Source organism: Ruegeria sp. SCSIO 43209, assembly GCF_019904295.1.
Lineage (GTDB): Bacteria > Pseudomonadota > Alphaproteobacteria > Rhodobacterales > Rhodobacteraceae > Ruegeria.
On sequence record NZ_CP065359.1, the window covers coordinates 1759241 to 1772303 of the forward strand.

Sequence of the window (13063 nt, forward strand, 5' to 3'; positions counted from 1 at the left end):
GCGGCATTGAAAACCGCAGCCCATCGCCCTAAACCCAAAGCATGGTCAAACCTGCCTTTTCCCATGTCACCCAATGGGTGTTCGATCTAGACAACACGCTTTACCCGCCGCATATGCGCCTGTTCGATCAGATCGAAGTGCTGATGACGGATTACGTCGTGCAAGCTATCGGCGTCGACCGCCCCGAGGCTGACCGGTTGCGTTCACATTACTGGCGCGAATACGGCACGACACTCGCGGGCCTGATGGCAGAGCACGATCTGGACCCCGATCCCTATCTGCACGCCGTGCATCAGGTGGACATGAGCCATATGGAACCCGATGTTGCGCTGGCGGAACATATCCGCGCTTTGCCCGGGCGACGCATTGTCTATACCAATGGATCTGCACCTTATGCCGAGCGCGTTCTGGCGGCACGCGGTCTGAATGGGCTGTTCGACGCGATCTATGGCGTAGAACACGCAGGCTATCGCCCCAAGCCGCAAAAAGCCGCGTTCGAGGCGATCTTTGCGCAGGATGGAATCGATACAGCGAAAGCCGCCATGTTCGAAGATGATCCACGCAATCTGGCCGCCCCGCACGAGATGGGAATGCGTACCGTGCACGTCGCGCCTGACCCGCACGAGGCTGACCATATTCACCATCACACCGATGATCTGACCGGGTTTCTGGGTCGCCTGCGATAGGCTGTCACACTGCGACGATCTGTTCGTTTCGCAGTTGCAGAATTGACCCCATATGCAGCTCAGCGACGAACAGAATCGGAGACCCCAATGACCGCGCTTGAGATGCCTCAGCGCCTGCCTCTTTGGCAGCGCTTTTTGTTTGCAATTCCCGTGTTTGGCTGGATGGCCCGGGACGCGGCCAATGCCGAAGCTGAAGACCTTTATTATACAGCCGCGGCGCTGGTCAGCATGTGGGGCTGTTCCATCCTTCTGTTCGGCCTGCCGGGTCTTTATATTCCTGCCCTGATGCTGGTGCCGACGATGTTCCTTGTCCTGATTTTGATCTCTCGGGGATAAAGCACGAGACAGGATGTCACTTGGCGCCCACCGCGCAACAGCACTAGTGTCTGCGGCAACGGAGACATACTCATGACTGACAGCTGTGACATCCTGATTTCCGGCGGCGGAATCGCCGGATTGACCGCCGCCGCCGCCTTTGGCGCTGCCGGGTTCGACGTAGTCTGCGTCGATCCCACCCCTCCGATCACCGAGCGGGATGTGGACGGATCGGATCTGCGTACCACCGCTTTTTTGCAGCCTGCCCACGGTCTGTTGGAACAATGCGGGCTTTGGGCCAAACTGGATGCCCACGCAGCGCCCCTGCAGATCATGCGCATCGTGGATGCGGGCGGAGATGTGCCTGAACCGCGCGTCGTGCGTGATTTCAACGCCGCCGATATCTCGGACCAGCCATTCGGATGGAACCTGTCCAACTGGCTGCTGCGCCGCGAGATGGTGGCGCGACTGGCCGAACTGCCGAATGTCGATTTCCGCCCGGGCACCGGCACGGTCAGCCTGTTCACCCGCACCAATGAAGCGCGGGTCGGCCTGAGCGACGGAACCCGCATCCGCTGCAAACTGGTAATCGCCGCTGACGGGCGCAGTTCACCAATGCGCGAAGCTGCCGGGATCAATGTTCATACCACGCGCTACGGCCAAAAGGCCCTCGCCTTCGCCGTCACACATCCTATCCCGCACGACAATGTCTCGACCGAGATTCACCGCTCGGGCGGGCCGTTCACATTGGTCCCCCTGCCCGACTGGCAAGGCCAACCGTCTTCGGCGATTGTCTGGATGGAGCGTGGGCCACGTGCCGTTGAACTGCTAAACCTTGAATCCGACGCGTTCGAAGCCGCCATGACCGAACGCTCTTGCGGGCTGTTTGGACCGCTGAAATTGGCCTCACGCCGGACGATCTGGCCGATCATCAGCCAGTCGGCGGAACGGTTGTCGGGTGAACGCATCGCGCTGATGGCCGAGGCCGCGCATGTGGTGCCACCTATTGGTGCGCAGGGGCTGAACATGTCGTTGGGCGATCTGCGCTGCGTGCTGGAATTGACGCAAGCCCGGCCCGAGGGCTTAGGCGATGCGCAGATGCTGGATTCCTATCACAAGGCCCGCCATACCGAGATCGAACTGCGCGTCAAAGGCATCGACCTGCTGAACCGCGCCTCGATGATCGAAGCGCGTCCGCTGCGCGACGCACGAGCGATGGGGCTGAATGCGCTCTATTCCCTACCACCCGTGCGCAAGACGTTAATGCAAATGGGCCTCGGCGTCCGCTGAACCGCAGGGCGGGCTTCTGCCCGCCACGCTATTACAGCACCTGATCCAGAACCCGTTTCAGGCGCGCAATCGTGTCGTCAACATCATACAGCTTGTCCAAGCCAAACAGGCCGAGACGGAAGGTGCTGAACCCTTCGGGTTCGTCACATTGCAACGGTACGCCGGCTGCGATCTGCATGCCTAGGGCCGCGAACTTCTTGCCGTTCTGCACTTCGGGGTCTGCTGTATAGCTGACCACCACACCTGGCGCGCCGAACCCTTCGGCAGCAACCGACATGACGCCCTTGTCCCTAAGATAGGCCCGGACGCCATCACCCAGCGCCCATTGCGCCGCGCGCAGCTTTTCGAAGCCGTACGCGCGCGTCTCGGCCATTGTGTCGCGGAAGGAAAGCAGAGAATCCGTGGGCATGGTGGCGTGATAGGCATGCCCGCCATTCTCGTAGGCCTGCATGATCTGGCGCCATTTCTTCAAATCTATCGCAAAGCTATCGGATGAGGTTTCTGCCAGCCGCGCCTCGGCGCGTTCGGATAGCATGACAAGACCGGCGCATGGCGTTGCGCTCCACCCCTTCTGCGGAGCCGAGATCAGCACATCCACTCCGGTGGCCTTCATATCGACCCAGGCACAGCCCGAGGCGATGCAGTCCAGCACCATCAACGCCCCCACCTCATGCGCAGCAGCGGCCATCGCTGTCACATAATCATCAGGCAGAATCACTCCGGCCGAGGTCTCAACATGCGGCGCGAAGACAATACCCGGTCGTTTCTCATGGATTGTCGCGACAACTTCATCAATCGGGGCCGGAGCAAAAGGTGACGGGCTGGAATTGCCGGTTTCGCGCGCTTTGAGAACGGTGGTCGACGATGTCAGATCACCTGACTCGATGATCTGGCTCCACCGATATGAAAACCACCCATTGCGTACGACAAGCACATCAGCATCCCGCGCAAACTGTCGCGCGACGGCTTCCATCCCAAAGGTACCTCCGCCGGGAATGACCGCAACGCCTTCAGCATTGTAAACTTCACGCAGCATTGCTGAAATATCGCGCATGACTTGCTGAAAACTTGCAGACATATGGTTCAGAGAACGGTCGGTAAAAACCACCGAGAACTCCTCCAGCCCGCCCGGGTCAACAGTATTCAGTAGTGCCGGCATGACGCATCCTTTCTATTGGGTCCTTTTTGTTCTGCCTTGTCTTGCGCGCTCGGTAAAGCGTCAAACGCGGCCTGAAGTTGACCCAAAGTAACCCACAGCCAAAAATTTCATTTTGAGTTTTTACATGCCACAATTAGCAGAAATGACGCCAACCAGAGTCAGGTCCCCTTTACACCCTAGCGTGTTTCTGAACAGATACACACACTTTGAACAAGAACGGATAATTTTACTCGTGACTGCGCAAAAGCGGATTAGTTTTCAAGTCGTTCGAGACGAGGTAAAGCGGCGGATTGAATCCCGCATATGGCCTCAGGGCTCGCTTTTACCCACCGAAACCCAATTAGCGGAAGAGTTCAATTGTGCCCGCGCCACAGTGAACCGGGCGCTGAGGGAGCTCGCCGAACAGGGCTTTGTCGAGCGCAAGCGCAAAAGCGGAACGCGGGTCAAGAAAGAACCACGCAAACAAGCCAAGCTTGAAATTTCACTTGCGAGACAAGCGGTTGAGAACCAAAACTCAGCCTATCGCTATGCTCTGGTGGAACGGAACGTGGTCTACAGCCCCGGCTGGCTGACCTCGCAACTGAATGTCGAACCGGACGCGCGCGTTCTGCACGTGATCTGCATGCACTATGCAGACAACCGCCCCTTCCAGCTTGAAGAACGCTGGATCAATATCGAAGCCGTACCCGAGGTCGAGCAAGCCGACCTCAACAAAAGTGGCCCACACGAATGGTTGTTGAATGCTGCCCCGTTTACCGAGGCTGAAATCGCCTTTTGTGCGATCTCGGCGGACAATCGTCTAGCTGATTTCATGGGCACGACCACTGGCACTTCGATGATTCAGCTGGAACGGACCACGTGGAAGGACGGACAACCGATGACTTTCGCCCGCATGACCCATCATCCGGGGTTCCGCATCCGCACTAAATACTAACCGATCGGCCCGGGCAGGCGTTCTTCGCTCAGCAGTACATTGGCTTCGACCTCTCCGGCCCCTGGTAAGGTCATCACCCTTCGGCGCAGAACCCGTTCGAAGTCTGCCAGATCCCGCGCCACGACGCGCAAGCGATAATCATAAAGACCCAGCACATGCTCAACCGTCTGCACCTCGGGAATGGCGCTGACGGCACGTTCAAAATCTTCAAGGCTGACCTGCCCTTTTCGCGCAAGTTTCACGCCGAGAAAGACGGTCACTCCAAAACCCAGGGCCTCGGCATTCAGACGCAGCCGCCGCCCCTTGATCACGCCTGCTTCTTCCAGTCGACGAATACGCCGCCAGGTCGCAGGCTGCGATAAGCCAAAGCGGCGCCCCAGAGCCCCCGCGCTTTGGGTCGCGTCCTGCACCAGCGCGCGCAGAATTCTGCGGTCGATCTCATCCAGTTCGATCATACCGGCAGCACCTCGTCCCGCTTGACCCGTGCGATATGCATAAGGGCTTCGATATCGGCGATATGCGGTAGGGTCAGAATGCGATCGCGATAGACCTGTTGATAATGCGCCATATCTCGCGCCAACACCGATAGGCGCACATCCACCCGACCAAGGAAGGTCTGGATCTCGATCACCTCGGCCACGTTCCGCGCCGCCGCCGTGAATTCGTCGAACGCCCGTGCCTGCGTCTTGTCCAGCGTGATCCGCAAAGAGACCTCGACCGCATAGCCCAAGGCGGCCCAGTCGATAACGGCTTCCTGCCCCTCGATCACTCCTGCCGCCTGCATTTTTTCGATCCGGCGCCAGCAGACGCCCGAAGTGATGCGGCATCGCTCAGCCAATTCTGCCGTTGTCAGGCTTGGCTCGGCCTGGAAGTGGCGCAGTATACGTCGATCAACATCATCAAGCATGATTTTTTCACATTTCGTTCAATAGAAGAATTATTCTTCATCTATTTGTCAAATACTCAATCCAAACCCTATCGCCAATAGCAATCACGCAAGATAGAAGCACATCAATCGAAACTGAAAGGACCGGCGAAATGCGCGTCTATTACGATCGCGATTGCGACATCAACCTGATCAAAGACAAAAAAGTGGCGATTCTGGGCTATGGCTCGCAAGGCCACGCCCACGCGCTGAACCTGCGCGACTCGGGTGCCAAGAACCTGGTCATCGCCCTGCGCGAAGGCTCCCCCTCGGCCAAGAAAGCCGAAGCGGAAGGCCTGCAGGTGATGGGCATCGCCGAAGCCGCAGCCTGGTGCGACGTCATCATGTTCACCATGCCTGACGAACTGCAGGCTGAGACGTACAAGAAATACGTCCACGACAACATCAAGCCGGGCGCTGCCATCGCGTTCGCCCACGGCCTGAATGTCCATTTTGGCCTGATCGAGCCGAAAGAAGGCGTGGACGTTATCATGATGGCACCCAAAGGCCCCGGCCACACCGTGCGCGGCGAATACACCAAAGGCGGCGGCGTTCCTTGCCTCGTCGCGGTCGACAACGACGCGACCGGCAAAGCGCTGGAAATCGGCCTGTCCTACTGCTCGGCCATCGGTGGCGGCCGTTCGGGCATCATCGAAACCAACTTCCGCGAGGAATGCGAAACCGACCTGTTCGGTGAGCAGGCCGTACTGTGCGGCGGTCTGGTTGAACTGATCCGCTGCGGCTTTGAAACGCTGGTCGAAGCGGGCTACGCGCCCGAGATGGCATATTTCGAGTGTCTGCACGAAGTGAAGCTGATCGTCGACCTGATCTATGAAGGTGGCATCGCCAACATGGATTACTCGATCTCGAACACGGCTGAATATGGCCAGTACGTCACCGGCCCGCGTATTTTGAAATACGACGAGACCAAAGCGCGTATGAAAGAGGTTCTGAACGACATCCAGCAGGGTAAATTCGTCCGTGACTTCATGCTGGAGAACGCTGTAGGCCAACCGACCATCAAAGCGTCGCGCCGTGCGAACGATGAGCACATGATCGAGGAAACCGGTGCAAAACTGCGCGCCATGATGCCCTGGATCTCGGCTGGTAAAATGGTCGACAAAGAGAAGAACTAAGTCTGACAAATGTCAGCGAAAGGGCGGCCCCGGTGGCCGCCCTTTTCATTTGGTGACAGCATTTGCGTAGCATTCACTCAGAACATAATCCCAGCCACTGTCGTAACCGGTGCGTTTGTCCGACGCCTCAGATGCCCAGACTTCCCAGCCCGAATGGGTCAGAGTGACCGTGGTATGCCCGGCTCCGTGGGCTGCGAACCGGACCTCAACCCGCGTGGGGCGGTCGGTGTTGGTGCCGGGGTGCCAGCTGAAGGCCAGGCGAGCCCCCTGTTCGAAGATCAACACCTTGCCCCAATCAGCGCGGGCGCCATCGAACATGGTTTCATAAACCGCACCGCCGACATGAGGTTCGATCACAACTGCCAGCGCAGGCTTGCCTTGCACCGCTGAGACAGCGTGCCCATCCAATGGCCACCAATTGGCGATGCGATTTACAAAAATGTCAAAGGCGCGCTCGGGCGTTGCGTTCACAACAATGGTCTTGATGATTGGTTCGATCATGCATCTCGTCCTTCGTTTACCTCGGCGGCGAAATTCTCCAACACGTCCGACCAGTATTGCTCGAGCCAGGCGCGCAGGTCTGCCAGCCCCTCGGGTCGGGCGGCATAGATGCGGCGCGCTCCCTCGGCCCTGCAAACGACAAGTCCAGCATCGGACAAGACCTTTAAATGTTGCGAGACCGCCGGGCGGCTTACGGGCAAATCCGCAGCCAGATCACCAACCGCCCTGGGGCGCTTGGCCACCGCCTCAAATACCTTGCGACGGGTCGAATCCCCTAAAGCCGAAAGCACATCTTTGTAAGCCATAGCTTACGGTAAGTAGTTACTTACCAAATGTCAATATCAGCGCGTGACACCATCAGATTCGCGGGATAAGTGGATGGAATGGTTCAACAACCGACAAAACAGGATTGGAGCGGTGTTTTCACGCTGGGCCTCATCTGGGGCGGGACGTTCATGGTGGTTGCCATGGCGCTGGAAGGCTATGGACCGGTCACCGTGGCGACGTCGCGCACCACATTGGGTGCCGTTATGCTGCTGGTGCTGATGCGCCTCACCGGACGGCGTATTCCGAGTTTGACACCAGCCCTTTTGAGTTCGATTTTCTTCATCGGCATTCTGTCGACGGCGGTTCCCTTCATGCTGTTAAGCTGGGGGCAACAATTTGTCCCTTCGGCCTTTGCAGGTCTGTCGATGGCGGCGATTCCGCTGATGGTTCTGCCGCTGGCACATTTCTTTTCGGATGAGCCTATGAACTTACGGCGTCTGGTCGGCGTTTGCCTTGGCTTCTCTGGCGCGCTTGTGTTGATCGGGCCCGGTCTGGCGCAATTGGGTCAGGGTACGCAGCCACTGGCGCAAATGGCCTGCGTCACGGCAGCCTTGTGCTACGCCAGTTCGTCGATCCTGACCCGCCGCTGCCCGCCGATTGAACCGATGGCTCTGGCAGCCCTGACGCTGCTGGTTGGCGCAGTACTATTGATACCTATCATGCTGCTAACCGAGGGGCTTCCCACGTGGCAGGGAACGCGCCCCAGTCTGGCCCTGATCGTTCTGGGCCTTGTCCCCACGGCCTTCGCCACCCTGCTGCGAGTATCCATCACCCGCAGCGCCGGGTCCGTCTTTCTGACGCTGGTGAACTATCAGGTGCCCGTTTGGTCGATGGTGTTCGGGGCCTGGATTCTATCCGAAGCCCTGCCGCTGCGGTTCTATATCGCGCTTGCCATGATCCTAACCGGGCTGGCAATCAGCCAGTGGTTCACTCTGCAGAAAATGCTGCTGGGGCGTTAACCTGTCGCCGCCTCAACCTCGGATACGATCCCATCGACCACTTGGGTCAGCAGTGCGGCATCCTCGCATTCCGCCATCACCCGGATCAGAGGTTCCGTGCCCGATTTGCGGATCAGCAAACGCCCCTGCCCATTCAGACGCGCCTCGGCCTCGGAAATCGCGCTTTTGACGCTGGCCGCTTCCAGCGGGGCCTGCCCCGCGCTAAAGCGCACATTCTTCAGCAATTGCGGCACCGTCTCAAACTGGCGCGATAGGTCCGAGGCTTTCTTGCCGGATTGCACCATCTCTGCCAGAAAATGCAGCCCCGCCATCAGACCGTCGCCGGTTGTGGCATAATCGCTCATCACGATGTGACCTGATTGTTCGCCACCAAGATTGAAACCACCCTCGCGCATCCGTTCAACCACATAGCGGTCGCCAACGGCGGTCCGCTCCAGACGCAGCCCCTGCCCGGCCAGGTGCCGCTCCAACCCGAGGTTCGACATCACAGTGGCGACCAAGGCGCCGCCTTTCAGCTGATCCGCGCGGGACCAGGCGGTCGCCAACAGGGCCATCAACTGATCCCCATCAGCAACAGCGCCGGTTTCGTCGATCACAACGACGCGGTCGGCATCCCCATCCAGACAGATACCTACATCGGCGCCATGTGAAACCACGGTTTCGGCCGCAACACGAGGCTGGGTTGAGCCACATCCGAGGTTGATGTTCTTGCCGTTCGGCGCGATGCCGACCGGGATCACATCTGCTCCCAATTCCCAAAGAACTTCCGGCGCAGTACGGTGCGCGGCACCGTTGGCGCAGTCGATCACGACCTTCAGCCCATCCAAGCGCAGATTGCGCGGCAGCGATGATTTCACACGCTCGCCATAACGGAACCGCGCATCGTCAACCCGACGCGCACGACCAATATTCTGCGCCTGTGCGGGACTTACGCCTTCTTCGATCAGCCGCTCGATCTCAATCTCGGCCTGATCGGAAAGCTTGAACCCGTCCGGCCCAAAGAACTTAATTCCATTGTCGATCGCCGGATTGTGACTGGCCGAGATCATCACGCCCAGATCCGCGCGCATCGAGCGCGTCATCAACCCTACCGCAGGAGTCGGCACCGGCCCCAGCAGAAGCACGTTCATACCGGTCGAGGTCAAACCTGCCGTCAGCGCATTTTCCAGCATATAGCCCGACAGCCGCGTATCCTTGCCAATAACAACGCGGTGTACGCCTGAGGCATCGCGGCGGAAATACCGCCCCACAGCTGCGCCAATTCGCAAAGCCATTTCCGCCGTCATAGGGTGCGTGTTGGCGGTGCCCCGCACCCCGTCGGTTCCAAACAGCTTGCGCATAAGTCGGTCTCCTGAAAATTCCTTTTGCCCGGATTACCGGACGGCGGCCCATAGACGCAAGGCCTGAGCCGTCTCGGCCACGTCATGTACCCGTACAATCTGCACGCCCTGTGATATTCCCGCCAGAGCAACCGCGATTGACCCCGGCGCGCGGGCATCCTTGCGCGGCTCTTTGCCGATCTGACCAATAAATCCCTTGCGCGAAACGCCCAGAAGGATTGGACAGCCCAGCCCGTGAAACAGGCTGAGATTGCGCAGAAGGGTCAGGTTGTGGTCCAGATTCTTGCCAAACCCGATGCCCGGATCGATGACAATCAAATCGCGGCTAAGCCCCAGTCCTTCAAGATGGGCGATTTGCCCCTCAAGGAAATCGTAAACATCCAGCAGAACATTGTCATAGTGCGGGTCATCCTGCATCGTGGTCGGATCACCCTGCATATGCATCACACAAACCGGAGCCTCAATCTGCGCGCAAAATGGTGCAAGTTTGGGATCGAAGGTAAATCCCGACACATCGTTGATCAGTCCCGCACCTGCCAGATGAGCCGCCTTGGCAACACCGGCCTTGCGAGTATCGATCGAGATCAACACATCCGTCTCGCCCCGAATTGCCTCAATCAAAGGGCGTGTGCGGGCAATCTCTTCGTCTTCAGGCACAAAATCAGCGCCCGGGCGCGTGGATTCGCCGCCAATGTCCAGAATACTTGCACCATACGCTACCATGCCGGCGGCAGCGGTCCGAGCGGCCTCGACCGAGTTATACAGCCCCCCATCCGAGAAGCTATCCGGCGTGGCATTCAGAATGCCCATGATCTGCGTTCGTGCCATATCAAGCCCGGCAATCGCTGGACGCGCGCAGGTCAGACGATCCAGCTGTTCCTTTGGGATTTCAACGGCATCGACGATCTGGGTGCTTTGCCCGCGCTCAATCCGCTCGGCCTGTGAGAACCACAGCACCTGCCCTGCCAGTGGCACCGCCCCGTCGACGCGCGTGCTCCCATGCTGGACCAATGGGCGGTAATAGACGGTCACAGTTGCGCCTGCTCCACCGGAACTGCGCGCAATGGCGTTTTGGGGGCTTCGGGCAGGTCTCCGCCAATAACCAGCATCTCGCTGGCTTCAAAGGTTGCCGCGAACCAAGCAGCCAGCGCCACCGCGTCAGACGGCGCGGCTGAGGGGCCATCGACCGCATCCAGAACAATTTTGGAGGGTGCCCAAACACAGATCTGGCCGTTTTTCATCGCCCAATCCAGCTCGGTCCGGGTTGAAACGACCACGCAACGGTGATCGCGCGCAGCCAGAACCCAGGCGTTCTGTTCAATTGCCAACAGATCTATCCGGCGTTGGGTCATTGCGTGACCCGTCTGCGGCACATCCAGATCAGACGCCCCAACACACAGGATCAGCGGGCGCTGGCGATTCTCAAGCTGGTCGATCCAGCCGGTGAGATTACCTGATGAAATCGCTGCATTCGACAGAAAGACCAACCGTGGATGTGGCCGCTCTTCTTCGGTCACATCATGATGTACCGCATCCTTGCCGCGCACGATCTCGACGCCAAGCGCGCCAGGTCCACGATCCAGTTTTTCAATGCGAACAAAAGCTCTTACGGCCTGAGGTTCAAGCAGAATGCGCTCCGCCACGCGATCTGCCAGTGTCTCGAGCAAATTTAGCCGTTCAGCAGCCAACTCGAACGCAATCGCTTCGGTTACACGGTCGTAAGACAGAATACGATCCACGTCATCATCGATGGGGTCTGTCAGCGGGCGCACCTCGACCACGATGTTAAAGCAGATCCGTTGCGTGGTACCGCGTTCGGCCTGAAACGCCCCGATCTCGACCTCAACGATGTGATCGCGCAGCGAAATGCGGTCCAGCGCACCGCGCGCGGCGGTAGCCTCGGACCGTTCGGACGGGTGCGCAAAGGCAAGACGGATTTCAGAGCTCATGCGGCGGACCTTTTCGGGCTCGGTGGACTGATGATCAGCCCACTTTAGGCGTTTCGCGGGCGTATAGCATCGCAGCAAACGCCTTTCCAGCTACGGAATGCGGCGTTACGTGACCCGGAACCAGCTCATCATACCCGATGCCGCATGGCCTAGCATGTGACAATGCAACAGCCAGTTGCCCGGATTGTCAGCTACCAACGCTACCTGCCGCACCTGCCCTCGTTCGACTAGAACAGTGTCGCGCCACGGCCCCAGTGTACCGTCCTGCAGGATAATGCGAAAATGGTGCCCATGCAGATGCATCGCATGTGGAAACGCCGTTTCATTTGCGAATTCAATCCGATGAACTGATCCCAATCGCGCATCCAGAAACGGATCATCTGGCCGCTCTGCATATCCGTTCAAAGCCCAGAATCGTCCAAGCTGAGCCAACTCGCGCCCCGACAGCTCGGAATCGCCCAATTTGGCGCTCTCCAGCCAGCGCATTGCACCCCCCTGCATCGTCATACGATGCAGAGGTGTATTCTGCAGTTCAATTTCGGGCATTCGGTTTGCTGGCAACGGTCTAACTTTTGCATTAGCAATACGCGATGATACTCCGAACACATCAAATTTGACGAGTCCGTAAGCGCCATCCCGTTCTACACTCACAATACTTGCCGTCTGGCCGGATTCCGCTGAGACATCAACGATCAAGTCAACCCGCTGCGCAGGCGCCAAAGGAAAACTGCTCTCAACTCGCAATGGAACCTCAAGCGGCATACCGTCAAGCGCAACGATCCAGCCAGCAAGCCCGTCGAGCGCTACGTCGAATACCCGGGCATTCGCGGCATTGATCACCCGCAATCGCAATCGCTCAGACGCCTGCACCGGATAAGAAGGGTCAAACTCTCCGTTCACCGTTACAATGTTGCCCAGCCGACCCGCATGGCTCAGATCATGACCATTGTCGAAATCGCTCGATATCTTTGCGCTCTCGGTGTCAAGGCGCCAATCGTCCAGCATTAAGGTCAGGTCCTGATCAACATCGGGTCCGCTGGCTTCTTCGACGATCAAAGGGCCATAAAGCCCACGCGCGACCTGCTCCATCGATTGGTTGTGCGCATGATACCAATAGGTTCCCGCATCCGGCACCACGAAATCATATTCAAAGTTGGAATCTGGCTGCACAACTTCCTGCGTCAGGCCGGGCACTCCATCCATCGCATTGTCGATCCGGATGCCATGCCAGTGAACGGTCGTTGGTTGCGGCAGCATGTTTACAAGCTTGCGGCGTACCCGAGCCCCCTGCGGAACACGGATTTCCGCGCCCGGAACACCGCCGCCATAACTCCAGACCGGAGTTTCCGGATATCCCTGGGGCGCGATCTGCTGGAGGGAAGTCTGTGCCACCAGTTCGGTGGCAGATGCCATCGCCACGCGTGGTATCATCGACAAGGCCAGGGTCGATTGCAGAAACTGTCGGCGTGTTATGGTCATTGCGAGCCTCCTGGCTCGCAACATAGTTGGTAAAACGCCTGTTGCCAGCACCCTTCCAGCGCT

At 58.6% G+C, this 13063-nt stretch carries 15 protein-coding genes; 6 read left to right on the forward strand and 9 right to left on the reverse strand.

Features of this window, described 5'->3' with window-relative positions; genetic code table 11:
* The first annotated feature begins 41 nt into the window (after window positions 1–41).
* From I5192_RS08815 to I5192_RS08825, 3 genes are all read left to right on the forward strand, one after another.
* Window positions 42–686: a pyrimidine 5'-nucleotidase gene (locus tag I5192_RS08815; protein ID WP_170393475.1), complete on the forward strand. Its 645-nt coding sequence runs from the start codon at window positions 42–44 to the stop codon at window positions 684–686.
* An 87-nt stretch (window positions 687–773) separates the two neighbouring features.
* A complete protein-coding gene (locus I5192_RS08820) occupies window positions 774–1022 on the forward strand; it encodes a hypothetical protein (protein ID WP_170393477.1) in 249 nt (82 codons plus the stop codon).
* Window positions 1023–1094: 72 nt separating this feature from the next.
* On the forward strand, window positions 1095–2291 hold the full coding sequence (locus tag I5192_RS08825) for a UbiH/UbiF family hydroxylase (protein WP_223118213.1): 1197 nt from the start codon (window positions 1095–1097) through the stop codon (window positions 2289–2291).
* A gap of 31 nt (window positions 2292–2322) precedes the next feature.
* Here I5192_RS08825 and I5192_RS08830 read toward each other — a convergent pair whose 3' ends face one another.
* Window positions 2323–3450, reverse strand: a complete 1128-nt coding sequence (locus tag I5192_RS08830) for an aminotransferase class V-fold PLP-dependent enzyme (RefSeq protein WP_223118214.1) — start codon at window positions 3448–3450, stop codon at window positions 2323–2325.
* 232 nt (window positions 3451–3682) lie between these two features.
* Here I5192_RS08830 and I5192_RS08835 point away from each other — a divergent pair, with 232 nt between their 5' ends.
* Window positions 3683–4384 carry a GntR family transcriptional regulator gene (locus I5192_RS08835; protein WP_170393483.1) on the forward strand — a complete coding sequence of 234 codons (702 nt, stop codon included), beginning with the start codon at window positions 3683–3685 and terminating at the stop codon, window positions 4382–4384.
* Here I5192_RS08835 and I5192_RS08840 read toward each other — a convergent pair.
* Window positions 4381–4839, reverse strand: coding sequence for an Lrp/AsnC family transcriptional regulator (locus tag I5192_RS08840; RefSeq protein WP_170393485.1), 459 nt, complete (start codon window positions 4837–4839; stop codon window positions 4381–4383). The two genes, I5192_RS08835 and I5192_RS08840, sit on opposite strands and share 4 nt — an antisense overlap.
* On the reverse strand, window positions 4836–5291 hold the full coding sequence (locus I5192_RS08845) for an Lrp/AsnC family transcriptional regulator (RefSeq protein ID WP_170393487.1): 456 nt from the start codon (window positions 5289–5291) through the stop codon (window positions 4836–4838). The genes I5192_RS08840 and I5192_RS08845 overlap by 4 nt, the downstream gene beginning before the upstream one ends.
* Window positions 5292–5422: 131 nt before the next feature.
* Here I5192_RS08845 and ilvC point away from each other — a divergent pair, with 131 nt between their 5' ends.
* Window positions 5423–6445 (forward strand): ketol-acid reductoisomerase, encoded by a 1023-nt coding sequence (ilvC, locus tag I5192_RS08850; RefSeq protein ID WP_170393489.1) that lies wholly within the window; start codon window positions 5423–5425, stop codon window positions 6443–6445.
* A 45-nt stretch (window positions 6446–6490) separates the two neighbouring features.
* Here the strand turns inward: ilvC and I5192_RS08855 are convergent, their stop codons facing one another.
* On the reverse strand, window positions 6491–6946 hold the full coding sequence (locus I5192_RS08855) for an SRPBCC domain-containing protein (protein ID WP_223118215.1): 456 nt from the start codon (window positions 6944–6946) through the stop codon (window positions 6491–6493).
* Entirely contained in the window at window positions 6943–7251 is a 309-nt protein-coding gene (locus tag I5192_RS08860) for a helix-turn-helix transcriptional regulator (protein ID WP_223118216.1), read from the reverse strand. The genes I5192_RS08855 and I5192_RS08860 overlap by 4 nt, the downstream gene beginning before the upstream one ends.
* A gap of 78 nt (window positions 7252–7329) precedes the next feature.
* On the opposite strand from I5192_RS08860, the gene I5192_RS08865 reads away from it, so the two are divergent.
* Window positions 7330–8232, forward strand: coding sequence for a DMT family transporter (locus I5192_RS08865; protein WP_223118217.1), 903 nt, complete (start codon window positions 7330–7332; stop codon window positions 8230–8232).
* Here the strand turns inward: I5192_RS08865 and glmM are convergent.
* From glmM to I5192_RS08885, 4 genes are all read right to left on the reverse strand, one after another.
* Window positions 8229–9572, reverse strand: coding sequence for a phosphoglucosamine mutase (glmM, locus tag I5192_RS08870; RefSeq protein WP_170393497.1), 1344 nt, complete (start codon window positions 9570–9572; stop codon window positions 8229–8231). The two genes, I5192_RS08865 and glmM, sit on opposite strands and share 4 nt — an antisense overlap.
* Window positions 9573–9605: 33 nt before the next feature.
* The gene (folP, locus tag I5192_RS08875; RefSeq protein WP_170635558.1) at window positions 9606–10604 is read right to left on the reverse strand and encodes a dihydropteroate synthase; all 999 of its coding nucleotides are present in this window, start codon (window positions 10602–10604) and stop codon (window positions 9606–9608) included.
* Entirely contained in the window at window positions 10601–11521 is a 921-nt protein-coding gene (locus I5192_RS08880) for a dihydroneopterin aldolase (protein ID WP_170393501.1), read from the reverse strand. The genes folP and I5192_RS08880 overlap by 4 nt, the downstream gene beginning before the upstream one ends.
* A gap of 105 nt (window positions 11522–11626) precedes the next feature.
* On the reverse strand, window positions 11627–13000 hold the full coding sequence (locus I5192_RS08885; protein ID WP_223118218.1) for a multicopper oxidase family protein: 1374 nt from the start codon (window positions 12998–13000) through the stop codon (window positions 11627–11629).
* Window positions 13001–13063 lie beyond the last annotated feature (63 nt).

Bases quoted from the DNA above. Each gene is read 5' to 3' on its own strand.
- I5192_RS08815 (WP_170393475.1), top strand. From the start codon at position 42: ATGGTCAAACCTGCCTTTTCCCATGTCACCCAATGGGTGTTCGATCTA.
- I5192_RS08820 (WP_170393477.1), top strand. From the start codon at position 774: ATGACCGCGCTTGAGATGCCTCAGCGCCTGCCTCTTTGGCAGCGCTTT.
- I5192_RS08825 (WP_223118213.1), top strand. From the start codon at position 1,095: ATGACTGACAGCTGTGACATCCTGATTTCCGGCGGCGGAATCGCCGGA.
- I5192_RS08830 (WP_223118214.1), bottom strand. From the start codon at position 3,450: ATGCCGGCACTACTGAATACTGTTGACCCGGGCGGGCTGGAGGAGTTC.
- I5192_RS08840 (WP_170393485.1), bottom strand. From the start codon at position 4,839: ATGATCGAACTGGATGAGATCGACCGCAGAATTCTGCGCGCGCTGGTG.
- I5192_RS08845 (WP_170393487.1), bottom strand. From the start codon at position 5,291: ATGCTTGATGATGTTGATCGACGTATACTGCGCCACTTCCAGGCCGAG.
- ilvC (WP_170393489.1), top strand. From the start codon at position 5,423: ATGCGCGTCTATTACGATCGCGATTGCGACATCAACCTGATCAAAGAC.
- I5192_RS08855 (WP_223118215.1), bottom strand. From the start codon at position 6,946: ATGATCGAACCAATCATCAAGACCATTGTTGTGAACGCAACGCCCGAG.
- I5192_RS08860 (WP_223118216.1), bottom strand. From the start codon at position 7,251: ATGGCTTACAAAGATGTGCTTTCGGCTTTAGGGGATTCGACCCGTCGC.
- I5192_RS08865 (WP_223118217.1), top strand. From the start codon at position 7,330: ATGGTTCAACAACCGACAAAACAGGATTGGAGCGGTGTTTTCACGCTG.
- glmM (WP_170393497.1), bottom strand. From the start codon at position 9,572: ATGCGCAAGCTGTTTGGAACCGACGGGGTGCGGGGCACCGCCAACACG.
- I5192_RS08880 (WP_170393501.1), bottom strand. From the start codon at position 11,521: ATGAGCTCTGAAATCCGTCTTGCCTTTGCGCACCCGTCCGAACGGTCC.
- I5192_RS08885 (WP_223118218.1), bottom strand. From the start codon at position 13,000: ATGACCATAACACGCCGACAGTTTCTGCAATCGACCCTGGCCTTGTCG.